Here is a 24,551-nt window from a genome sequence, read left to right as displayed (position 1 = left end):
GTTCAGCCCATCCTGTCGCTGCTGACCATCCACCAGGGATTGGTAGGCCTGCAACCGGATGAATCTGGCAGGCCGTTGCGTGTTCCGACATTCATCCGCGCATGAGACGTCAGTGACTCGCTTGCGGACGCACTTTCTGCTTGAGAAGGATCACGCGGAACATCTTCGTACAGCCCCACGCCTTCCTGCAACAAGGCGGTCTCATCCATCCATTCAATCCGCACACAAGGGCAGACACCGGCGTGTACCTGCCATGCCGCGCATGGGCATCAACGCGTGATGCCCGGTCTGCTGTTCCGGAGAGCATGCGAAGCATCGGGGCCATCGCCAGCGTGCTGGTCATGAATCCCGGGCCTGCGCTGCCCTCCGGATGGCGGCGCCGTGCGGGAATTCAGTCTTCCGCGACATCGGGTTTCCGCATCGCCGTCGCGACCTGTGCCGGCACCGTCCGTGGCGCACCACTCCGCGCCATCGCGTCGAATACGCCATCACGACGTACCCAGGCGTGATACAGGGCGGCGCCCAGGTGCGCCATCACCAGTGCGAACAGCGCGTAGCCGAGCACGCCATGCGCGCCGCGCAACCAGGCGTAGAGCGTCGGGTCGTGCGGGATGAGCGCAGGCAGTGCCAGCGCGCCGACCATCTGCACCGGATAACCGCCTGCCGACACCGTCGCCCAGCCCAGCAGCGGCATGGCCAGCATCAATGCGTACAGCAACCCGTGCGAGGCCTTCGCGGCGATCGCCTGCGGACGTGGCAGGTCCGCAGGCAGCGGGGGCGGCGGACTGCGCCAGCGGTGGTACAGCCGCACCAGCGCCAGCAGCAGGATGGCGATGCCGAGCGGCCGGTGCAGATCGATCAGCACGGGGCGCAGCGCCAACGAGGCGACCATGCCCACACCGATGAACAGCATCGAGAGGATCAGGACGGCCATGCCCCAATGCAGCAGGCGGGCAAGCGCATCGAAATGTCCGTGGCGATTCATCGCGCGGCCTCCCCGGCATCGCCCCGGGCGGTCTCGCGCTCTCGACGGTCGAACGACACCGCATAGGCCGCCGCGCGCGCCGCGAGGATCGGATCGCCGGAAAGCGCGATGCCTTCCGGCACCACCGTCGGATCGTAGTTCACGTCGCGGCACGGGCCGGTGGCCTGCGGCTGGCTGCGCTCCAGCACCAGGACGCCGGCGACGTGCTGCGGGCGGTCTTCGGGCCAGGCCTGCGATGGATCGTCGACCGGATCGCCGGCTGCCGCCTCGGTGACGACCAGGTTCCAGCGCAGCGGACCTTGCTGCAGGCGCGCCTGGAGATCCTCATGCAGATAGTCCGCATCGGCGTGCTCGCGTTCTGCATCGCCCAGGCGCTCGAAGGGCGCCTGTGGCTGCATCGACCAGCGCACGAAGCGTTCGCGTCCGGCCGCATCGATGAAGCGGAACGCGTTGACCCCGTTGTAGGCCGTGTTCGCCCAACTGCTCGACCAGGCGGCGGATTTCGCCCACGCCTGGAACCGCTTCGCCTCCGGATACTCGGCAAGGAACGCCGCCATCCTGGCCGGATCCGGCTTGCCCGTTGCAGGATCCGGACGCGATGCCAGCAACTGCGCGTGGAATCCGGCCGGCGTGGCCACGGCGAAGAACGGGAAGCTGTTCATCGCCATGCGCCACTCCTGTCCATCGTCGGTCTTCAGCAACAGCGCCAGGCTGCGTACCCGCGCCTGCGCGTCGAGCGCATGCGGATCGGCGCCCCCGATCGACAGCCGGCCCTGCACCGCCGTGCGTGGCTGATGGAACACCCGTGCACGCGACAGCCGCGCGGCTTGCGCTGAAGGTTCGAAATAGCCGGCCACGCAGACGCCTTTGCTGTGCGCGCGACGGAAGCCGGGGTATGGCTTGCCGCCCTCGATGGCGTCCACCAGGCGCGGCGCTGTCAGGCGATCCCTCCCGATCCAGCCTCCCACCCATGCGAACGCCGTGGCCAGTATCAGGAGGAGCGTGGCGATGGCGACCAGGGCCGGCCACGGCGCGGTGGAGGTTGTCGGCGGGAGCGGATCGGGGGGAGGGCTCGACATGGGCAGTTCCTGCAGCGTGGGATGGCGGTAGGACGCCGCGTGGCGCGATTTATTCCCGCTGCCGCTGATGACGCACACCCCTGTCACGGGCCATGCGGAATAATCCGGCCTGCCCATGCGTCCCACCCCGGACCCCGCACCCCGTGCTTCCCCATGCCTGCTTCGCCACCACTGGATGATGACACCCTGCGCGTGCTGATCCCGCGCCTGCGCCGGTTCGCACGCTCGCTGGCGACCGACCCCGCGGCGGCCGACGACCTGGTGCAGGCCACGCTGGAACGCGCGTTGACCCGCGGCGATACCCGGCGCGACGAAGCCGCCTTGCAGCCCTGGCTGTTCTCGGTGCTGTACCGCCAGTTCGTCGACGACCATCGGCGCGCGGCGCGCTGGAAGCGCATCGCATCCCTGTTCGCGACCGAAGACGCGCATCGCCCGCCAACGCCGGATCAGGTCTTCGACGCTCGCACGTCGCTGTCCGCGTTCACCCGCCTGCCAGCGGACCAGCGCGCCCTGTTGATGCTGGTGAGCGTGGAGGGCCTGGGATATCGCGAAGCGGCCGAAGTGCTCGGCATCCCCATCGGCACGGTGATGTCGCGCCTGTCGCGAGCGCGGCAGGCATTGCGTGCGATGGACGACGAACACGAAGCTGCCGCTCCCGTGCTGAGGGCCCTGCGATGAACATCGATGCACTGCACCCCTCCCCCGACGACAGCGAGCTGCACGCCTACGTGGATGGCAGGCTCCCCCCTGCACGCCGGGCCCAGGTCGAAGCCTGGCTCACCGCCCACCCGGCGCATGCCGTCCAGGTGGAAGGCTGGAAGCAGGATGCCGAGCGGCTGCGCACCCTGCATGCACACCCGGAGCACTGGAGCTCGAACGCGGCGCTGGAACCGGCCCAGGTGCGCCGCCGTCTCGGCGCGCGCAGGCGTGCCCGCCTGGGCATCGCGGCGGCGATGCTGCTGGCCTTCGGCCTGGGCGGCGGCGCGGGCTGGCAGGCGCGCGACATGCGGCCGGGGCAGGCCGCGTTGCCGATGGCGGATGCCGTCGCCGCATATCGCCAATACGTGGATGCCGATGCGCCGCCGATGGAGTTCGACGCCAGCCGCGCCGACGATCTGCAGCGCTGGCTGCACCGCCATTTCGGCGAAGCGGGACGGGTGCCCGACCTGAGCGCGGCCGGCTACCGGTTGATGGGCGGGCGATTGCTCTCCACCGAACAGGGCGCCGCCGCGATGCTGGTCTATCAGGATGGATCGGGCGCACGCGTGGGCTTCTACCTGCGTCCGCGCGGCCAGTTGCGTGGCCAAGGCCAGCGCCGCGATGGCGACCTGCTGGCGCGGTACTGGTCGGTGCGCGACACCAGCTTCGCACTGGTCAGCAATGCAGCCGACGCCGCGGCCTCCGGATTGCCCCGCCTGCTGGACAACGGATGAAGACGTTCCGCAGCGTCTAGGGGCGACGTCCGGCCCGGATTCCACTGGCCGGGGCCAGCACCTGCCGGGATCGCCCCGGCAGGCGTTTCATCGTGCCGCTGCGGGGAGTACGACCCTGAACGTGGTCCCGACGCCCACCTGGCTTTGTGCCGTGATCGCACCGCCTGCCCGTGTCACCAGGTCGCGGATGACGGAAAGGCCAAGGCCGGTGCCCTCGCCTGCCGGCTTGGTGGTGAAGAAGGGGTCGAAGACACGCGCCAGCACCTCTTCCCCCATGCCGGCGCCGGTATCGGCGAACTCCAGCACGCTGCCACCGTCGTCACCTTGCGCGACGCCGATGGAGAAGACGCCGCCATGGGGCATCGCATGATCCGCGTTGGCCGCGATGTTGAGGACCATGAGCTCGAACCGGTCCCTGTCCATCCGGATCGGCGATGGGGCATCGCCCAGGGCGAACCGCAGTTCCACCTCGGGCTTGAGCAACTGGCGCAGCATGGACTGGACGTCCGCCAGGGCGCTGGCGGCATCGAAGGTCTCTTCCGCGTAGTCATCCTGCCGCGCGAACGTCATCAGTTTGTGGGTCAGCAGCGTCGCCCGGCGCGCCGCCGCCTCGATGCCTTCGAATGATGTCCTGCCGTCTTCGACCTGGCCCGCCCTGAGGCCCTTGCGCGCATAACCGCTGATCACGGCCATGATGTTGCCGAAATCGTGCGCCACACCTCCCGCCAGTCGACCCACCGCCTCGACCTTGCGCGCGTGGATGAGTTGCTCCTGTGCGAGCTCGCGATCGTTGATCTCCTGCAGCAGGCGCTGGTTTGCCGCCGCGAGCTGGTTCCCGCGCTCCGTGGCTTCGCCCAGGCTCTGGCGCAACGTGGCCGAACTGCGATCGAGCACGATGGCGATCATCAGGAACATGGCGGCACTGAACGCGGCGTCGCCGTACAGCGCGGCGGCGTCGCCCTGGCGGGACACATCCACCGAGATGCCCAGGAAGAACGCGGCCACGATGCAGGCGAACATCAACCAGAGCGCCGCCCTGCCCACCACGAGCCCCGCGATCGCCATCCAGATGACCAGCACGGGCTGTTCGAAGCGTTGGGCACCGAACCCGGTGGCCAGGTAGGCGGGCACCACGGAGGCGGCGAACACCACCAGCAACAGCCGCGAAGCCCACGCGAAACGTCCATGCCGGATCAGCGCGAAGCTGATGGCGGCGGCGGCGCACACCGACAGGCTCAGCGCCATGCTGGTCAATTCGCCCGGCCGCCACGGGATATCGACCGCAACGGCGCGATACGCCCACGCCAGCGCAGGAAGCACCGCCAGCAGCGACGAGATCAGTTGCAGCATCGGCGCATTGCGCCTGTCGACCGGGTCGGCGATGGGTACATCGCGCCACCAGCCCATGGGCGCGCGCCACAGGCGGGCCAGACGCGACGCCGGAACACCCTGGCGCTCGCGGGCGACGAGGATGTCGCCCTCACTCATGAATCCGCTCTCCGGACGACCGGACGACGCGCAGGTTTCCCATCACTCCACTCCATCCACGAAGACGGGTGAAGTATAGGCGTTACTGTGAGTCGACCCGAGCGGACTGGACGAGCAACCGCACCTCGACGCGGCGATTGGGGATCAGGCATTCGCGCAGGGCCGCCTGGGGCTTCACACCGTCGCACTGCTGGACCTGCTCCACGTCACCCTTGAAGGTGTACGCGATCATGGACGGATCAATGCCCCGCTCCATGAGCAAGGCCTGCACGGTCTGGGCACGCCGTTCGGAGAGCGCCTGGTTGTAGTCGAATCCGCGCCCCTGCAGACGGTCGGCGTGGCCAACCAGTTCCACGCCCGTCAGCGTCAGTCCTTCCTTGGGCAGGCGGGCCAGTTCGCGATCGAGGCTCCACAGCGAGTAGACCCGGATGTCGTCGCGACCGGAGCGGTCGAACTCGAACAGCACGTTGACGGTCAGCGCGGTGCCGGCGGGCACTGCGGCGGGTGCGTCGGGAGCGGCGCCGCATTGGCGCGCCATGGCTTCGGCGTCGCTGATCCAGTCCTCGGCGATCTGGATGTAGGGCTTGGCGTGGCGCCACTGCTGCTGGTTGAACTCGTTGCCCGCGTGCACCAGTTCCACTTCGCCACAGGCCACGGCCTGTTGCGCGCAGCTGAAGCCCGGCGTGCCGTGGATGGCACGCAGGCGTTGCCACAGGTCCTCGCGCACGCGTGCGGCACCGTTCACCAGCGGGGTGTCGGTCGGCAGCGGTGACACGCCCTGTTCCATGCCGACGATGAGCTTCTCCGATTCGGTCAGCGCTTCCTGCGGGAAGTCGCTGCGGTCGTTGCGGCTGTATTCGTGGAAGGACACGTCCAGCCAGCACTGCGCCTTGGACAGGTGGTAGTCGCGCACGGGGCGGCCGGCATCGTTGAGCGCCTTGATGCGCCCCTGCGTGTGCTCGTAGCCGGACAGATCGGCGTGGATGGCCTCGTCGGTGATCCGGTCGCGTTGCGGGGTGAGCACGGTCTGTTGCGCGCTGGCGCCGATGGCCAGGGTGGCGAGGACGGCGGCGGCGAGAAGGGTGGGCTTGGTGATGGTCATGTCGTGTTTCCTCAGCGCACCGGGTCGCGGTAGCGGACGTCGTCTCTACGGAAAAGGTCTTCGTCGAACTTGAAGCGCAGGCGGATGAACGCGCCCTGCTGCGTGTACTCGTAACCGGTCAGGTCCTCGTCGCCGCGGAAGCCGGTGGCGTTGTAGCCCGCCGACAGCCAGAGGTTCTGCCGCAGCAGCCGCCCCACTTCCACGCCGAACGCATACTGGTTGGCGCCGTCCTGGCCGCGGAACGCGGAACCCAGCACGCCGATGTCCCAGTTCTCGGTGATGTCGTAGACCACGCGGCCGGAGACCAGCACCGCGTTGAAGTCGTCATCGACGCGGCCGGTGTCGGCGTAGAAGAAGCTGTCCTGCTGCCACTTCGCGGCCACACGGCCGGTCAGCCACCACGGCCGCGACGGATGCCAGTCGGCATGCGCCGAGACGATGTGCGCACTGGTGCGGATGTCCTGGCCCGTATCCGAACCGAAGCCCGAACCGTCCATGCCGCTCTCGTCCTTCTCCAGCTTGTACTCGTAGCGGGCCAGCGCATTGACGCGGTTGGTGTCCGTGTCGCGGTACGCCGCGCCGATCTGGAAACGGTCCTGCAACACGTCGCCGCGCGCGTCGTACTCGGTGCGCAGCAGGTAGTTGCGTGCCAGCAGCGTCCAGTCGCGGCTCAGCTTGCGGGCCGCCAGGAACTGCAGCAGCGTGGTGCTGTAGCCCTCGTTGGTCGGCGTGCCGGCCACGTCGTCGGAGATACGATGCTCCACGCGCACGCTGCCCCGCCACATCGGATTGGCGGTGTAGTCCAGCGCGACGCCGATGCCGGTCGAATCGCCGACATTGCCGGAGATCACGTTGGTATGTTCCAACGACGTATCCAGGCGCAGGCCCTCGCGCAGGTCCCAGCGGTTGCGGATGCCCGACGCGGCCTGGATGTCGCGGCCCGCGATGGCGTCACGCAGCCGGTACTCCGAGAACAGCTGCGTATCCTTGATGAAGCTGGTATCCACGCCCAGCGCGAGCGTATCCGCCTCGCGGCCATCCTGGGTCAGGCCGTTGACGCCGCTGATGCCGGTCTGCTTTTCGTAGCGGCCATACACGCGACTGCGTTCGCGCAGCTGGTAGTCCATGCCGAGCGCCACGCGGTTGCGGTCCTCGCCATGGATGTCCTGCTCCACTTCGCCGCCCAGGCTGAAGCGGTCGCTGGCGCGATAGCCCACGCCGATGCGCAGCATGTCCGAGGACAGTTCGGTGCCCACCGGCAGGCCGCTGGCCACGTCGTTCGGATTGCCGCTGCTGATGATCGGCAGGCCGGTCAACGGATCGAGCGGTTGCTGGCCATAGCCCAGCGCACCGCCGCCGGCGCCGGTGGCATAGCCGCCGGACAATCCGCCGATGTTGCCGTAGCCGCTGTTGGTGGCCCAGGTGTAGTAGGCGCCCACAGTCTCGCGGATGGCGCGGTAGCCGACATCCAGCGTCAGCTTGTCGGTGAGCTTCACCCGCGTGCCGGCGCTGGCGGCGTTGCGTTCGCCACCATCGGGATTGCGGTCTTCGCTGCGCAACCCTTCGGCATACAGCTCGAACCGGTCGTTGAGACGCCAGCGCGTGGTCAGGCTGTACTCGCCGCGGCCGCCGTACAGCGGCGAAGCGGGATTGTTGAACTCCGGATCGGACTGGCCGGCGAACAGCTTCAGGTCCACGTCCTCGCTGGCGTGTCCCAGTTCCACCCGCCACGCGTTGCCTTCCACCAGCCCGCTGAGGCCCTGCAGCGCGGGCGTGCCGTACTGGTTGACCGCGTTGGTGTTCACTTCGCTGCGCGTGCGCGCGGCTTCGGCCACCAGCCACGTGTTCGCGCCCAGGCGGTAGCCGATGTTCGCGCTGCCCATCTCGAAGGCGGCGAACGGATTGCGGTCGTCCACGTACGAGCCGCCGATCTCGCCGTGCTCGCCCACGCGCAACTGCGCATCCGCGCCCAGTACCAGGAACTTCTCGGTGCCCTGGTCCAGTTCGTAGGTGATGCGCAGCGAAACGGGATTGAGGTCGCTGTCGAACGACGGCAGGAAGCTGTTGAGCAGGATGCGGCCGGAGAACGGCTCGAAGCTGTAGTCCACCAACCGCCCCAGCGGACGCACCGAGACGATGCGCGAAGGCTGGTTGCGGTCGCGCACGACCACTTCCACGCGCTCGCTGCCTTCCAGCACCGCGTTGTTGCGCAGGCCGTAAGGACCGCTGCCGGAAGCGGGAAGCTCCTCGATCACCTGGCGCAGCGAATCCTCGATGGCGAAGACGTTGCCGCGCACGCGTGCATTCTCGAAGTGCCAGCCCAGGCCGGTGGCGGTGCGGTTGTAGGTGCCCAGCACGCGCGGCGCGCTGCGGGTGCCGGCATCCACGCCGGTCTGCGTCGCGAGGTTGTCGCCGGTCTGGAAATCGCCGTACAGCAGGTAGCTGCGGCCCTTGTCCACGCGCACGTACAGGCGTTCGGCCGAACGCGCATCGAAGCCTCGCAGCGAGGCGTCGCCGTATACGGGGTAGAACTCTTCCGGCTGGATGTCGCGCAACAGGCGGGCACGCACCTCCTTGTCGGAATCGTAAGCTGCGGTGAGAAGGTATTCACCCTTGATGGTGCCCTTGGCGAAGAACGCCGCACGCGCCGCACCGTTGGCCTTGCCGCTGTTGAACTGCTTCTCCCAGCGACGGATCTCGCGCTCGAAGCCATCGCCGCGCTGGGTGCCGTTGATCAGCCCGTCGCCGTTGCGGCGGAAATTGATCACGCCTTCGATCAGGCCGGTGGCGATCATGTCGCGCATTTCCGGCACGAAGCCGACCACGCCTTCGGCACTGTGCGCGCCCGACGTCACCCGCAGCAGCACGTCCTGCGGATCATGCGGCGCAAGCAGTTCGAATTCGGCCCTGCCATCGCGCACGGGAAGCTGCACACCGGGCGTGACCTTGTCGGCATCGAGCCGGCCGGGACCGAGTTCGTCGGTGCGTCCGTCCGGCAGCTTGATGCGCCCACCGGTGTGCTCGATGGTGGCGAACGCGTCACCCGCCATCGGCTTGCCGTCGGCATCGAACAGCTGCACCACCACGCGCACCGGCGACTGGCCGTCGGCCGGGACGCCGTCGCGGTCGACATCGACCACCACGCGGTCGACGCCCGCATTGACGCGGTAGTCCACGTTGCCCGGCTGCGCGTACAGCGGTTGCGATGCGGTGTCCTGCAGCTGCGGGGATTGCGGGAACAGTGGCGCGCCCTGCCCCAGCACGGGCGTGAAGCGCTGGTCGCCGGACACGGTCTGCGCCGTCGCCAGCGTGGGCACGAGGGCCAGCGCGAGGGCGAACGCCAGCGGATGATGGGAGTGACGCGTGACACGCATGGGCTTGGCTTCCGACAGGGATGAGGGGCGGGAGGGAATGCGGCTCATGGCTGCACCTCCTTGCCTTCATCCCCATCCGTGGCGGTCGGCCTCGGCGCGACGATCGGCTGCTGGTTGGCCGAATCGGTGGCCTGCTGCGGTGCGCGCGCCGGCTTGCTGTCGAAGCGCAACGGTTGCTGGTTGCGTTCGGTCTCCGGCGCGCGGATCTCGCCCTGCGTGCGGCGCGCCTTCACCTGTTCCATCACCGGGTTGGAGCAGCTGCCCTCGATGAAGTCCGCGCGGTGCAGCTCGCCGTTCTTCAGGTCGATGAAGAGGCTGTCCGCATCGCCCAGGTTGCGGTTGCTGCTGGTGGTCAGGCGCGAGCCGACCGGCAGCGTGGACGCATCGACCTTCAGCGTGTGGCTCTTCGGCGGCAGGCCGCAGTAGCTGTACTTGCCTTCCGAGTCGCTGACCATCCAGGTGCCGTCCTCGAAGTACATGCGTACGCCGGGGATGCCGATCTCTTCGCGGTCCTGCACGTGGTTGACGTTGCAGTCCACGAAGATCTTGCCCAGCACGCAACCTTCGTCGGTGAACACGCCACCGCTGACGATCACGCGGTACTCCGCCGGATTGGACGGCACCACGCCGCCGTTCGGGTACGGCGCCAGCGTGGTCGGATCCACGCAACCGCCGTCGATCGAGCAGCCGTAGGCACGCGCCCGGTTGATGCCATCGCCCTGCATGCTGCCAACGCCAACGCGGACGCGATAGCTGAGCGTCTTCTGCGCGCCGACGGCGAGCGGACCGACATCGAACACCAGCGTCGGGCCGGGCTTGCCCAGCGGATTGGCGATGCCCGCACCATCGACACGCGCGGTGCCGTCGATGAAGGTGAACCCGTGCGGCAGGCGATCGACCACGTTGACCGTGCCCATCGACGCACCTGCCGTCTGGCGGATGGTGATGGTGTAGACCAGGCTGTCGCCCACTTCCACCGTCTTGCGGTCGCCGGTCTTGGTGATGACCAGGCCCGGTGCGACCTGCGGGTCGAGCGGGATGTGGTTGTGCACCGGCACCGCCACGCCCGAACCCAGCGTCAGCTCCAGGTAGTAGCGGGTTTCCGTGCCCACCGGCGCCGTCGGCGCGGTGGCATTGGTCTGCACCGGATGCCCCACGCCCGGCGTGGACGGCGGCGACAGCGGCGCGGTTTCCGCCGGGATCATGCCGGACTCGAACGTGTAGCCGGCCGGCGGCGTCACTTCCAGCTGGAAGCGGCACGAGGCAGGCGCATCCGGACCGAGCAGGAACTGGTAGAAGCCTTCCGCACCGACCGTCATCGACACCGACGTGCCCTGCACGGTGTAACCGCCCAGCGCGGCGTTCAACACGTGCTGCTCGGGCGCATAGCCCGCGCACGTACCCACCGGCGTGAGCGTGACGCGTGAGCCGGGCACCGGCGTGCGCGTAGTCGCGTCGTACACCACGCCACCGGGATTCAGCGGCAGGCTCTGCTGCGGCAGGTTGGCGCCCGGCGCCAGTACCACCGCCAGATGCGTGAAGCCGCTGTCGCTGCTGCGGCACGAACTGGCCGTGCCGTTGGCGACGGCACTGCCCGCATCGCACGGCACCGGCGGACCGGTGACGGTTTCGCCACTGACCGGCAGGCCCCAGACCACGCCCGTCGCCGGGTCGCGGAAACGGATGGCCAGCGGGATGCCCGGCACCTGGTCGGCGATCGAGTACGTACCGTCCGCGCCCGTGGTCGCCGTGCCGACGACCTGGCCGCTGCCGTTCACTACTTCCACCACCCAGCCGGACAGGCGACGGTCGCCGCCATCGATCAGGCCGAACTCGCTGCCCTGGTCGAACCACACCGTGCCCGACACCGACGCAGACAACTGCACGGCGGTGGGCAGGCGGCATGCGTTCTGCGTGATCGCCGGATCGCACACCGGCAGATCGGCCGGATTGCCTTCGAAGTCGGCGCGCTCGTCGGTGGTCGGCGTGCGGAACTCGTTCTCGCCGCCGCCTTCCACCAGCACGGCGTTGTTGACCGGCGAACCGGTCGCCGCCGACGCATCCACGCGGACCTGCGCGACGATGGCATCGGCCAGCGTGGCACCCGCCGCGATCACCGCGCTGCTGCTGCAGCGGAAGCGGTTGTCGCCGGAAGCGCCGGTGCAGGTCCAGCCGTTGCCGGTCGGCGTGGCCGCCAGCGTGAGGCCGGCAGGCAGGCGGTCTTCCACCACGTATTCACCCGCACTCGGCTGCTGGCCGATGTTGCGCACACGGATGGTGTAGCTGCCCGGGTTGTTGACGGTGAACGTGGTGGGCGTGGCGGTCTTGCTGACCACCAGGTCCGGCGAATCGCCGATCTCGCCGAAGTTGTTGTCGATGGAATCGCCGCCCGGCGGCAACACGATGCCGCTGATGGCGGACGGCGTGGTGCTCACCGGCGTGGCGACGCCCACCGACGTGCCATCGAGGGTACCCGGCGTGGTGATGCCGTTGAGGGTCTCCGCCGGCTGGGTGGGCTCGGTCACGGTGTAGGTGCCCGGGCGCAGGTCGTCGAAGCGGTAGCGGCCTTCGCTGTCGGTGGTGACGGTGACGTCGACCGTTTCGCCCAGCTCATTGGTGCCGGTCAGCACGACCTGCACGTTGGGGAAGCCGCCTTCGCCGGCATCGATCACGCCGTTGTTGTTGCCGTCGTTGTAGACGCGGCCGGCGATGCTGCCGGAAGGCACTTCACCGAAGTTGTTGCCGCTGGCCTCCTCGCCCACGCCCAGCACGACAGTGCTGATCACCGACGGTGTGCTGGTCGGCGGCGTGGCGGTGCCGCCACCCGTGCCGGGCACGGTGGTGCCGTTGAGCGTGCCGGCCGGCTGGTCGGGTTCGGTGAGGGTGTACGTGCCCGGCGGCAGCTCGGTGAAGGCATAGCTGCCATCCGGCTGCGTGGTCACCTCGCGGGTGATGGTGTTGCCGGCCAGGTCGGTGCCGGTCAGGCGCACGACCACGTTGCCGATGCCCTGCTCGGACGGGTCGATGACGCCGTCGTTGTCGGTGTCTTCCCACACGCGGCCGCTGATTGCGCTGTTCAGCGGAATCTCGCCGAACAGGTTGTCGACCGATGCGCTGCCCGGCGTGGTCAGGTCGATGGTGCTGATCGCGCTGGGTACGGTGGTGATCGGCGTGGCGGTGCCGGTCGACGTGCCGCCGACGGTGCCCGCGACGGTCTGGCCGTTGCTGGTGCCGGTGGGCTGCTGCGGCTCGGTCACCGTGTAGGTGCCGGGACGCAGGCCGTCGAAGGCGTAGTCGCCGTTCGCATCTGTGGTCGTGGTTACCGACACCGACGCGCCGGTGTCATCGGTGCCGGTCAGGGTGAGGGTCACGCCTTCGATGCCGGTTTCGGCCGCGCCCGACTGCACGCCGTCGTTGTTGGCGTCGAAGAACACGCGTCCGGACAGCGACACGCCCAGCGTTTCACCGAAGTTGTTCTGTACCGAATCGCCGCCTGCGGGCAGGACGATGCCTGCGATGGCGCTGGGCACGGTCGTCACGGGCGTGGCGGTGCCGCTGCTGCTGCCACCGACAGTGCCGGCCACCGTGATGCCATTGAGCGTGGTGACGCCCCCCACGACGGGCTGCGCAGCCTGCTCGGTCACCGCATAGGTGCCGGCCAACAGATCGCCGAAGCGGTACTCGCCATTGGCGTCGGTCACGGCGGCAGCGACGGCATTGCCCAGCGCATCCAGCGTGCCGGCAGGCAGGCTGACGCTGACTCCGGCGATGCCGTTCTCACCCGCTTCGCGCACGCCGTTGTTGTTGGCATCCAGCCACACACTGCCGGACAGCGATGCCGCCAGTTCGCCGAAGTCGTTGCCGCTGGAACCGGCGGCCGGCAGGTTGGTCAGCGTGATGCGGTTGGAGGTGTTCTCCTGCCCATCGGCCAGGCCGGTAGGCTGTGTCTCGACGATGCGGTAGTTCTGGCCCGTGATCGCGCCGCCGTAGCTGTAGCCGCCATTCGCATCGGTGGTCAGCGTGACCGGCGGCAGATCGTCGCCGGTGCCGAACACGCCATCCGGGCCGGCGCCTTCGATGACCACGGTGACGCCGGGGATGCCGGGTTCGCCACCGTCCTGGTCGCCGTTGTCGTTGCGGTCCAGATAGACCGTGCCGCTGATGACGGCATTGGCGAGTTCGCCGAACAGGTAGCCCGTGGCCGCCTGGCCCGCATTGATCGCGATGCCGTCGATGACGTTCGACGTGGTGGCGCTGCCCGGTGTGGCGGCATTGCCCGGCGTGTGCCGGCCATCGATGTAGCCGGTGGGCTGGGTCTCGGTGATCGTGTACGTGGTGCCGGCCTGTGGCGGCAGCAGGTCGCGGAATATGTACGCACCGGCCGCATCGGTCTGCGCGGTGACATTGACCGCATTGCCCAGCACATCGGTACCGGTCAGCGTCACGGTCACGTTGGCGATCGGATTCTCGCCACCGTCGAAGGTGCCGTTGTTGTTGTTGGCGGCAGTGGCCGAGAAATCCTCGAACACCAGGCCCGCCAGCGAACCCAGCGTTTCACCGAAGTCGTTGCCGGCGGAACCGGCCGGCGGCAGGTTGGCGATGTCGATGGCGTTGGTGGGATTTTCGGTGCCATCGGCATAGCCCGCGGGCTGCGTTTCGCTGACGCGGTAGTCCTGCCCGACCACCAGATCGGCGAACTGGTAGGCGCCATTGGCATCGGTCTGCACCGTCACCGGCGCCGGATCATCGCCATTGCCGAAAATGCCGTCGGCGCCCGCACCGGTCAGCGTGACGCTGACGCCCTGCAATCCGCCGTTGGGACGCGAATTGACCGTGCCGGCGTCACCGCCGTCGAAGTTGCCGTTGCCATTGCGGTCCACGTAGACGCTGCCGGAAATACCGGCCACGGCGTCTTCGCCGAAGTTGAACACGGTACCGTCGGTACCCGCACCCAGATCGATGCCGCTGATGCGGTCGGTGGTGGCGGCATCACCCGCCACACCGGTGCCCGGCGTACAGCCCGTGGCGCACGGCGCGCCGCCGACCTGGCCGGGATTCACCGCCGTCGGACGGTTCTGGTAGCTGCCGGTCGGCAGCACTTCGCGCAGCGTGTAGACGATCAGCGGATCCAGATTGCTGAAACCGTAGGCACCGCTGCCATCCGTCGTCGTCGTCGCGATGACGGCACCAGTGCCAGCGTCGAGCAGTTCGACCGTGGCGCCGCTGATGGGCGCATCGCCCGCGTCGCGGATGTCGTTGAAGTTGCCGTCGATGTAGACGAAGCCCGACAGCGCCGGGCGGCGCACTTCAGGGAAGTCGTAGCGCACGCCGGCCTGGTCGGCGCCGACCGGGATGGCGGCGATGACCGAGTTGGGCGAACCGGCGGTGTAGGTGCCACCCAGCGAAGGCTCCGCGCCGCCGCTGGTGGGCAGGGCCACGGGACTGTTGACGAAACCGGCAGGCTGCGTCTGCGTCAGTGTGTAGCCGGCGGCATCGGCCGGCGACAGATCGGTGAAGCTGTAACTGCCGTCGGCAGCGGTGACGGCGCTGCGATTGACGGCGTTGCCGTACGCATCGATGCCGGTCAGGGTGATGGTCACGCCCGCAATGGCCGGCTCGGTGGCTGCACCCTGGTGGGTGCCGCCGTTGGCGCCGGTGCGGTCACGATCTTCGAACACCACGCCCGCCAGGCTGGAGCGCGTGATGCCCAGCGGCACGGTGGTCGTGTTGTTGCCCGGGACCGGATCGACCTGTTCGGTCGCGATGGTCGCGGTGTTGTTGCTGGTACCGCCCGCGGGATACGCATCCCAGCGCGCGGGCACGATGATGCGTGCGCGACCGGTGACCGTCATGTCGCCCAGGTTGCAGGTGACGGTATTGCCCGCCTGGCTGCAGGTGCCGGTCCCGACGGGCTGTTCGTCGCCGCCCGGATCGGGGCCGTCCTTCCGCCAGGTGATCGGACCGGTGACGATGAGGTTCGCCGGCAATGTGTCGGTCACCACCGTGCCGGTGCCATTGAGCGGACTGGTACCCGTACGGTCGCGCGAGAGACTCGCACCCGGACCGTTGTTGACCCCGCCGATCACGTAATAGAACGGCTGTCGCAGCGACACCGAGCCGATGGTGGGCGGCAGCGCCACGGCGGGATCCGGGTCGGGTGCCAGCGCGACCATGGTCTTGGTGACGGCCAGGTCGGCGCGCGACCGGATCGTCGTGTCCTGGTCCGCGGTGTTGTTGGCGAGGTTGGTGTCGGTCTCCGCCGAGCTGGCGGTGGCCGAGTTCAGCAGCGTATCGCCGGAGGCGCCGGGCGGCGTCTCGTAGGCATAACGCAGGTAGAGCGTGCTGGTCTGGCCGGACGCCACCACACCTGGGAGGTTGGTGGAGAAGCCGATGCCGGGCATCACGCAATCCAGCACCAGCGGCGCCCCCGTCGTGGGGTTGCTGCCCGCAGTCACGCTACAATCCGTGTCGACGAACGGCCCCGTCGTCGACGCGGACACGCCCAGGAAGCGCACGGTACGGCCCGCGAGCGGCGTCAACGTATCGCTGATGCGGACGTTCGTCGCCACCGACGGTCCGTTGTTGCGCACGGTGACGCGATACGTGATGGCGTTGTTGGCCGGGGTGACAGCGTCGTAGCCCAACGGATCCACGCCGCCGGTGAAGCCGGTATCTACCTTGTTGGTGATCAGGTCCACGCTGCCGCTGTTGAACGGCAGGCTGGCGCTGCGCTGGTCGTCGCCGGCGCTGTCGTCGGTATTGAAATCGAAGCTGCCATTGGCGTCCGAACCGCTGGCGGGATCGGGCGTACCGTCGTTGTTGCGGTCGAAGAAGAAGTCCGCCACGTTGGTGAACACGCGTCCGGTGTTGCCGACGTTGACGTTCGGACGAATCACCACGGTCAGGCTTTCGGTCTGGCCATTGGCCAGCGACAGCGGCACGCAGGTCAGCGTGACCTGTGCGGTGCCCGCCGTCGGATTGGCATACGACACGCCACCTGCGGCAGGCGCCGTGGTGATGCCGGGACCGGGCGTAGCCGTGCAAGCGGCGGTGCCGCCACCGGTCCGGGTGGCCGACATCAGCACGAAGCCGGCATCGTCGGCGGGCAGCGTGAACACATCGCGGAACACCACGCCCGGTACCGTCGACGGCCCCTGGTTGCGGAACGACATCACGTAGGTCGTGTTGACGCCGGCCTGGCCGGTCGCGCCCGAGGTGATGCTCTTCGCGGTGGTCTGCACGTTGGCGACACGATCGATCTGCAGCCAGTCCGATGCGTTGTTGTTGGCCGCGTTGATCTCGCCGACCGACCCCGCCACGGCGGCATCGATGCCGACCCCGGCGGTATTGCAGAACGCATTGGTCGTGGGCACGCCACCACAGGTTCCTGCCCCAAGGCCGGCACTGTCGAAGAGCGCGCGCTGCACGGTCAGCACGATGCTGGCGCTGGCGCCATTCGCCAGGGCCGTGGTGCCGGAACGGCACACGACCGACGCGCCGGTCGTGCAGTTCCAGCCCGCGGGTGCATTCGCACTGACGGTGGTGCGGCCGGCCACGAAACCCGGGATCGCATCATTCACCACGATGCCGGTGGTGCTGTCCGGGCCGTCGTTGGTGATGGTGAGCGTGTAGGTCACCGTGTCCTGCGCGGCAGTCAGCACGTTGTCCGCATCGCCCGGGCCATTGGTCTGCTTGGCGATGCGCAGGTCGGCGCGCTCGTCGGTGGTGCGGGTGCCGGCGCCACTGCAGTCGTTGCCGGTTTCCGGATCCTGGTTGATGCCGCCGGCCGTCAGCGGTTCGACCGAACCGTTGGAGCCGCCGGTGCACGCGGTATTGGTCAGCGCGCCCGCGGCACGCGCGCGGCTGATGATCTGCAGCTGCGGCGAGTTGGTGTTCACCGCCAGCGGAAGCGAACCGGCATTCAGGTCGCAGGTCACGCGTTGCCGCGCGGGCGGCACGGCGTACGGATTGTCGACCGCGCAGGTCCACGGACCGGACGCGGACACGAACTCTTCACCCGCTGCGAGTTCGTCGACCACCTGCACCTGTCCGCTGGCGGCGCGCGGCCCCAGGTTGCGCACGCGGATCAGCGAGGTCATTCGACTGTCGGTGTCGGCGCCGATGCCATCCCACACCGCGACCAGCGCCGGCGACTTGCTCTTGGTCATCGACAGGTCGGCACCGTCGGCCAGCACGGTGAAGGTGACGCTGCCATCGTTGTTGTTCACGCCCAGGACGGGACCGTTCGGATCCGGCGTGGTGGAGGTGATCGTCGCCGTGTTGGTGACGTCGCCGCTGCTGTTGGCGCCCGTGGAGGGCACGGTGGCGACGATGGTGAGTGTTTCCACCGCGCCGACCGGCATGCCCGCCGCGCGCGTGCATGTCCGCGTGCCGTTGGCGCCATCGTTGCTGCAGTTCCAGCCACCCGGCTGGGTGCCGCCGGTGATCACGAAGCCCGCCGGCAGCGCGTCGGTGAGGCTGACGTTCTGCGCCACGCTCGGGCCGAGGTTGCGCGCGGTCAGGGTGAAGGTGACGGACTGGCCCGCGATCGCGGGCGCGGGTGCCGCGGACTTGCTCAGTGCCAGGTCGGCACCCGGCGTGATGCTGGTGGTGACGTCGGCATCGTTGTTGCTCGGGTCAGCATCCGGCGTGCCGATGGCTTCCACCGTCGCCGCGTTGATGATGTTGCCGCTGCCGGCATTCACGCGGGCACGGAAGGTGAAGCTGCTGCTCGACCCCACCGCCAGCGTGCCGGCGTGGGTCGCGGTCATGGTGCCGCTGTTGAACGTCCAGCCAGGGCCATTGAAGCTGCTGGCCACGTACGTCGTCGCCGCCGGCAGCGTGTCCACGACACGGAAGTTGGTGGATGCGCTCGGGCCGTCGTTGAAGACCGTCAGCGTGTAGGTGACTTCGGCACCGCCCACAACGGGATCCGGCGTGGCGCTCTTGGTCAGGCGCAGGTCGCCGGCAGTCGTCAGCGTGGTGGCTTCGTTGCGCTGGTTGTTGGCGGTGTTGGTATCGCTGGCGAAGAACGCATCGCCCGGCGTGAGCGCCGTGATCGGTGTGCCGGCCGGCGGTACCGCGGAACCGAATCCGATGGCGCCCCGCATCGTCACCGTGCCCGGCGCCTGGCCGCCCGTATCGACGCCGAGCTGGAAACTGACCGGCGCGCCCTGCGCCGTCTGCGTACCCACCAGTTCGCCCACCGCGCACACCACGCGCGCGGGCACGCCGGCGTCGGCGCTGCAGAACGCCGGCAGCGTGCCGGCCACGGTGCCGGCAGGCAGGTCGAAGATGACCACGGCGTTGGGCACCGTGTCGGCGGCACCGTTCTCGACCGTGACGTTGTAGACCACCTCGCCGCCAGCCGGCGTCGGATCGTAGCCCGTGTCGGACAGGTCCGTGATCTGCAGATCGGCGGCCAGTGCGGCAGGTGCCAGCAGCCATGTCGCCAGGGTCATCCAGCGCCACGCCCGGCTGCGATTCCGCAGCGACCACCCTGTCGAACCCGCGCGCGCGCGCGCGCATCCGCCGATCAACGTCGGCTCACCCTGCTTGTTCACTGACTTTCCCCTGTTCCGGCCGGATCGAATCCGGCAAGCCATCAGGACGGCCTTGCCCGCGTCACGGCGTAAACCGTGGCGGGGGGGCGACCCTCGGGATGGCGAGACGACATCACCGCTCGCGCGGTGCGGTTCCGGTACCGATGTCGGCACCGGATGTGAGAAAAGTCTCTATTGCGCCGGGACGCGCATCAATGACGGCGGCTCACCCAAACTCACCGTTTCTCACCGAAAGGGCATCAGGGTGCGAATACGTAGCCGATTCCACGCACGGCGCGCAGCGGCAGCGGCTGCGAAAAACGGCTGTTGACCTTGCCGCGGAGACGATGGACCAGAACGTCCAGCCGATGGGGATCGAAATCCCAGGGCTGATCGGTCAGCACGTCGATCAGGGCCGTTCTCGATACGGGTGTGCCAGGCTGCTCCAGAAGCCGTGCCAGGATCGTGCGCTCGGCCTCGCTGAGCGGCAGCGTCCTGGCATCGGGTCCACGCAACGTCCAGCCCGCATCGGACAACGACCAAGCCAGCGCGCGCGGGCCATGCGATGGCCCGCCATTCATGGCAGGCGCGAGCCGGCGATGGAGATTGGCCACGGCCACAGCCAGCACGTCGTAATCGACGGGCTTGGTCAGGAACAGATCGGCACCTACCGCAAAGCTCTGCGCCATGAGCTTTTTGCCGCCGCGACCAGTCAGCAGGATGATGCCCACCGACGCAAGCTGCCGCAGGTGCGATGCGACCCCCAGCCCACTCTCGCCAGGCAGGCCGATGTCCAGGACCACGATGTCGAGCGCCTGGACACTCATGTGGCGATACAGGGCTTCCGCACTCGCCAGCCCTACGACGTCATAGCCGCGCTCGCTCAGCTCCTCAACGATCAGGCCTCGCAGTTCGTCTTCATCTTCGACAACGGCAACGCGTGGAGACGGCAAGTCGTGTTGGCTCATGGAGGGGGAAGTCGACGGCTCAAATGTAGCGTAACTCACATTTCACGGGCGATGTCGACCCCCACGGGAGGAAATCGCGCCCGGTAGCCTCCCCGCGCAACGCGGACCAGGCTGACGCCTGTCCCGAGTCCAAGCGCGCCAACGGCGCGCGCTCCTACTGCAACGACCACACGCTATGGGGATCGCCTTCACGGCCCCGTCGCAGCGTCGCCGCCGCCATGCGCTGGAACGCCAGCGCCATGGCCAGCGCCGTTGCATCGGTCAGGGCGCGGTGCCAGTGGCCGTTCCACAGGGCGCCGAACAGGTGTTCACCCGACCCGATCCAACCGGCGACCGGGATGGCGGCGGTCAACAACGCGCACAACCACAGCAGTTCGTGCGCTGCGCGTGCCGGCGGCCTCAGGAATGCCCATGCGATGGCCGCCACGAAGACAACGGCATAGCTGCCCGCGATGGATACGCCTGGCAGCAGCGCGGCGACCAGGAACACCGCCGATATGCCGGCGACGCAACCCAGGCACACGCCGATGGTGAGGCCGGCCACGAAGCGCGTTCGCCCGGGTTGCTCCACCTGCCGCCGCTTGCGCCGTGCCTCGATCCACAGCAGGTTGCCGCTGTAGAACAGGAACGCACCGGCGAGACCGAGCAGGAAGTACAGCCACTTCACCGCGAACCCGCCGAAGTTGCCGTAATGCAGCGTCTGCAGGCCACGCAACATCGACATGCCGGGCGGAAAATCCTTCGGCCCGACGGCCGCGATGACCTCGCCGGTCACCGCGTTGACGGCCACGCCGCCGAATCCGTTGAGTCGACGTTGCGGCGCTTCGCCGTACGCCGTCACCTGGGCATTGGCATCGCCTGCGTCATGGTAGAAGAGACTTTCGGCGGTCATGCCGGGCAGTGCCGTCTCGACCCGCCGCACCAAGTCCGCGACAGGCAGGAAGGGTCTGGCGACCCCGGCCGGCTCGACATGCGGGGCGATCTCGAAATCCTGCTCCAGCACCGTCATCAATCTGTTGTCGAACACCAGGAACTGGAACGGCGCCAGCATCAGGAAGCCGATGGTCAGCACCGCCCCGCTCCAGGCGAAAATCACGTGGAAAGGCAGCGAGAGCACGCCGACCACGTTGTGCGCGTCCTGCCACAGCCGCTTGATGTTGCGGCCCACGCGCAGCGCGAACAGATCCTTCAGGAACACCGGCGCATAGATCACCACGCCGCTGACCAGGGCCAGCCCGTACAGGATGGACACCACGCCGAAGAGATACGTCCCCCAGGTGCGAGGCAGGCCGGCGGTGAAGTGCAGATCGTAGATGAACTGGACGAACCCGCTGCGCCCGGGCATCTGTTCGAGCTCGCCATCGTCCCTGAACACGAACTTGTGCTGCGTGTCCGTCGCCGTTTCGTACCAGTACGCCGAGGGTCGTGGGCCGTGGTCGTCGGGGAGCACGAGCGTCAGTCCCTCCGCCGCCTTCGGTTGCTCGCGCAGCACGCGTTCGACCAGCGCCTGCGACACGTCCATGGCCTCGGCATGCGAAAGCGTCGTCTGCGGCGCGCGTTCCCACCCCTGCAGCTCGTGCACGAAGACGGTGATGGCGCCGGCATAGAACGCGATGAACAGCAGCATGCCCGAGGCAAGCCCGACCCAGGTATGCACCGAGAGGAAGATCCTCAGCGTCGTCGCCTTCATGCCGGCAACTCCGCCGCCCAGCCCACGGACTTCGCCACATGGATCAGCGCGAAGCACAGAAACGTCGCGCCTCCCATCCACATCCAGGCGCGCCAACCGGACCTGGCCAGGAACGCCAGCGACATCACCCCTACCCAGAGCGGGAATGCCAGCAACAGCCACGGCAGGGTGATGCGTTGCAGTTCCCCCGGCCATACCAGCACCAGCAGACCGATGACGCCAACGGTCAGGGGCAACCCCAGCAATGCTGCGGCGAACGACTTACCCCACATGGGCCACCCCCTTGCGCGTGCGGCGCCAGGCATCCAGATAAGGCAGCGCCACGACGCCGGACATCCAGGCGGTCAGCGCGGAAAACACGCCAGCCCAGACCCCCAGCGCCGCGATGCCCATGGCAAGCGCCAACACGGCGGACAGCCAGGCCGTTGCGCGCGCCAGCGTGCGGTGCGCCGACATGCGCGCCCACAGCTGCTGGTGCGGGCTCGCCAGATAGAAGGCGCTCGCGGAGAACAGCGAAAGCAACAGGTAGAGCAGGGTCATCGCAAATGCCTCGTCGTCATGTCCGGATACCGCGCGCTACCAGCGCGCCTCGAATCCGATCCCCAGCACACGCGGTGCGCCGAGGATGCCGTGGGTCAGGTCCAGGCTCTGGTCGGTGTACCGGTACTGGATGTACTCCTCTCCGAACAGGTTCTCGACGAACAGCCAGGCGCTCCAGTCCAGCGCTTCGTAGCCGAAACGGCCGTTGACCAGCGTGCGTGATCCAAGCTGGTCCTGCACGGTGCCGGTGGTGCCATAGATCGCGCTGCGGTGATTGGCATTGAGGTTGGCCACCCAGTTTTCCGCGAAGCGCCAGTTGGCGCCGACGGCCAGCGTCCAGTGCGGTGCATACGCGAACTCGCTGCCGGAGTAGTCGTAGATGTTGCCGCCCAGGACCGGTTCGAAGTCATCGAACTGCGTGCGCGAATGACCGAGCGAGGCGTACCAGTCGAAACCGTCGGTGGGACGGTGCGTCGCTTCCAGTTCGAAGCCGTACAGGTGCGCGCGCCCGGCGTTGACGGTGTGGTAGTCGAAACTGCCCTGGCCGAAGTTGACGCTGACCTGCTTGTCCTTCCAGTCGATGTAGTACGCATTGGCATTGGCCGTCAGCCGGCCATCGAGCCATTGCGAACGCAGCGAGACTTCGTAGTTGTCGGTGTATTCCGGGTCGTAGGCGACCACCATGCTGCGTGCCAGATTGAAGCTGGAACCGCCCGACCGGTAACCCCGCTGCGCCACGAAAGCCAGCGAAACATCCTCGCTGATGTCATGGCGCAGGCCCAGCTTGGGCAGGAACGTGTCGAACGTGCGCGTGGAGTACGGTGAGGTGCCGTTGGCCGCGCCGACGAAGCCGAGCACGGCCTGGTTGATGCCCGCGATCACCGGCGCAAGCTGCGAGCCGAACGTCGCCGGATCGGGCAGCGTGCCGGTGAAGACAGCCGAGGTCCGGCTGCCGAAACCATAGCTCTGGCGGTCGTAGCGGAAGCCACCCAGCAGCGTAAAGTGCGGAGCCAGGTCGAACTCGACATCGGTGAACAGCGCCTTGTTCTCCGAATGCGAGGGGGACGCACTTCGGTAGTCCACCGGGATCACGGGCAGCGCGGCGACATACTGCTGCGCGATGGCGCCGGCCGTTGCCGGATCCAGCCCGATCGATTGCAGAAGGCCGGCGATGGTTTCGCCGGGCGTGTCGACGTTGGTCAGGCTGGCCGTGGCGTTGCGGGTGTCGCGCTCGGAGTAGTAGAGCCCTGCCAGGGCGCGCAGGCGCGCGCCTTCGTAGCGCACCCGCAACTCCTGCGACAAGGCTTGGGAATCGAGTTCCGCGCCACCGGCCGCACCGGGCGTGGCGGTGTAGTCGTTGTCATAGCGCCGATGGCTGTCGGCATCGCTCCAGGCGGTGACGGAATTGAGCGACCACCGGTCACCGAGACCGTAGTCGACTTCCAGCGTGGCGCTGTTGGTGCGGGTGTCGTCGATGTTGGGTGCGTCGGAAAGGTTCACCCGGTTATCGAAGTAGTCCGGCACATCCAGGCTGCTGTAGGTGAACGAATACGGGCCCGTGCGATCGAAGTGGTTGAGACTCAGCCGTGCCGTCAGGCCCGGGATTCCCGCGGGCGTCCACAATACCTTGGCGCGCACCAGCACCGACTCCAGCGCATCCTCGCCGACACCGCGGGTCGGGTTGTCGACGAAGCCGTCGAAATCGCGCCGCTCCACGGCCAGGCGCACACCGAGCTCATCCTCGACGAGAGGTCCGCCGACCGCGAAAGCGAGCCGCTGGTCGGAGGGGTCCGACAACAGCAGGCGGGCCCGCCCACCCCACGCGTCGAGGTCCGGGTCCTGCGTGCGGAGCACGACCGCACCGGCCAGCGCATTCTCGCCCTGGATGGTCGATTGCGGGCCGCGGAAGATCTCGACCTGGGACAGGTCCCACAGCGTGCTCGGACCGGTGGCCGTCATGAAGTGCGACATCGCCGCCCCATCCAGGTAGATGGTGGACAGCGGCGATCCTTCGCCGTCGTTGTTGTTGATGCCGCGCAGGGTGAAGCCCGAATCGCCATAGGTCTTGCTGACATTGGCGGTGCGGTCGAACACCTGGTAGAGGCTCACCAGGTTTTCCTGCTCCATGCGTACGTCCGTAGTGACCGCCACGCTGGTGGTGGTGTCCTGCAGGTCGCGATCGGACTTCTCGCCCTTGACCACGATGGTGTCGAGCGTGGCAGGGCCGGTACCGCCGCTGTCGGGAGCGGACGTCTGGGCGTGGGCGAATGAAGCAGGCAACAGGGCCGCGCACAAGGCGGCGGCCAGGCGTGTGACGCGCATGCGAATCTCCGGCAAGCAGGTGGGAGGA

The 24,551-nt window shown here is 68.1% G+C and carries 14 protein-coding genes; 2 read left to right on the top strand and 12 right to left on the bottom strand.

Annotated features, from left to right (window positions below):
• Window positions 1–2: 2 nt before the first annotated feature.
• The 3 genes from IB223_RS01920 to IB223_RS01910 all read right to left on the bottom strand — a co-directional run bounded on the left by IB223_RS01920 (window position 3) and on the right by IB223_RS01910 (window position 2,064).
• Window positions 3–209, bottom strand: coding sequence for a hypothetical protein (locus IB223_RS01920; protein WP_192200002.1), 207 nt, complete (start codon window positions 207–209; stop codon window positions 3–5).
• A gap of 182 nt (window positions 210–391) precedes the next feature.
• On the bottom strand, window positions 392–985 hold the full coding sequence (locus tag IB223_RS01915; RefSeq protein WP_192200001.1) for a cytochrome b/b6 domain-containing protein: 594 nt from the start codon (window positions 983–985) through the stop codon (window positions 392–394).
• Window positions 982–2,064: a catalase family peroxidase gene (locus IB223_RS01910; RefSeq protein WP_192200000.1), complete on the bottom strand. Its 1,083-nt coding sequence runs from the start codon at window positions 2,062–2,064 to the stop codon at window positions 982–984. Before IB223_RS01910 ends, IB223_RS01915 begins: the two co-directional genes overlap by 4 nt.
• Before the next feature lie 153 nt (window positions 2,065–2,217).
• Here IB223_RS01910 and IB223_RS01905 point away from each other — a divergent pair, with 153 nt between their 5' ends.
• Complete coding sequence (locus IB223_RS01905; RefSeq protein WP_192199999.1) at window positions 2,218–2,742, top strand: sigma-70 family RNA polymerase sigma factor; 525 nt, start codon at window positions 2,218–2,220, stop codon at window positions 2,740–2,742.
• On the top strand, window positions 2,739–3,497 hold the full coding sequence (locus IB223_RS01900; protein ID WP_192199998.1) for an anti-sigma factor: 759 nt from the start codon (window positions 2,739–2,741) through the stop codon (window positions 3,495–3,497). Before IB223_RS01905 ends, IB223_RS01900 begins: the two co-directional genes overlap by 4 nt.
• An 87-nt stretch (window positions 3,498–3,584) precedes the next feature.
• Here IB223_RS01900 and IB223_RS01895 read toward each other — a convergent pair whose 3' ends face one another.
• The 9 genes from IB223_RS01895 to IB223_RS01855 all read right to left on the bottom strand — a co-directional run bounded on the left by IB223_RS01895 (window position 3,585) and on the right by IB223_RS01855 (window position 24,523).
• Complete coding sequence (locus IB223_RS01895) at window positions 3,585–4,985, bottom strand: ATP-binding protein (RefSeq protein ID WP_192199997.1); 1,401 nt, start codon at window positions 4,983–4,985, stop codon at window positions 3,585–3,587.
• Window positions 4,986–5,067: 82 nt separating this feature from the next.
• Window positions 5,068–6,087 (bottom strand): OmpA family protein, encoded by a 1,020-nt coding sequence (locus IB223_RS01890; protein WP_192199996.1) that lies wholly within the window; start codon window positions 6,085–6,087, stop codon window positions 5,068–5,070.
• Between the two features lie 11 nt (window positions 6,088–6,098).
• Window positions 6,099–9,509: an Ig-like domain-containing protein gene (locus tag IB223_RS01885; protein ID WP_192199995.1), complete on the bottom strand. Its 3,411-nt coding sequence runs from the start codon at window positions 9,507–9,509 to the stop codon at window positions 6,099–6,101.
• Entirely contained in the window at window positions 9,506–19,024 is a 9,519-nt protein-coding gene (locus IB223_RS01880) for an SdrD B-like domain-containing protein (RefSeq protein ID WP_192199994.1), read from the bottom strand. Before IB223_RS01880 ends, IB223_RS01885 begins: the two co-directional genes overlap by 4 nt.
• A gap of 239 nt (window positions 19,025–19,263) precedes the next feature.
• Entirely contained in the window at window positions 19,264–19,971 is a 708-nt protein-coding gene (locus tag IB223_RS01875) for a response regulator transcription factor (protein WP_192199993.1), read from the bottom strand.
• Between the two features lie 154 nt (window positions 19,972–20,125).
• Window positions 20,126–21,661 carry a PepSY-associated TM helix domain-containing protein gene (locus IB223_RS01870; RefSeq protein ID WP_192199992.1) on the bottom strand — a complete coding sequence of 512 codons (1,536 nt, stop codon included), beginning with the start codon at window positions 21,659–21,661 and terminating at the stop codon, window positions 20,126–20,128.
• Window positions 21,658–21,933, bottom strand: coding sequence for a hypothetical protein (locus IB223_RS01865; protein WP_192199991.1), 276 nt, complete (start codon window positions 21,931–21,933; stop codon window positions 21,658–21,660). Before IB223_RS01865 ends, IB223_RS01870 begins: the two co-directional genes overlap by 4 nt.
• On the bottom strand, window positions 21,923–22,201 hold the full coding sequence (locus tag IB223_RS01860) for a hypothetical protein (RefSeq protein ID WP_192199990.1): 279 nt from the start codon (window positions 22,199–22,201) through the stop codon (window positions 21,923–21,925). The genes IB223_RS01865 and IB223_RS01860 overlap by 11 nt, the downstream gene beginning before the upstream one ends.
• Before the next feature lie 36 nt (window positions 22,202–22,237).
• On the bottom strand, window positions 22,238–24,523 hold the full coding sequence (locus IB223_RS01855; protein WP_192199989.1) for a TonB-dependent receptor: 2,286 nt from the start codon (window positions 24,521–24,523) through the stop codon (window positions 22,238–22,240).
• Window positions 24,524–24,551 lie beyond the last annotated feature (28 nt).

The sequence above is a fragment of the Pseudoxanthomonas sp. PXM03 genome (assembly GCF_014852005.1).
Lineage (GTDB): Bacteria > Pseudomonadota > Gammaproteobacteria > Xanthomonadales > Xanthomonadaceae > Pseudoxanthomonas_A.
This window is presented reverse-complemented; position numbering and strand designations above follow the sequence as displayed.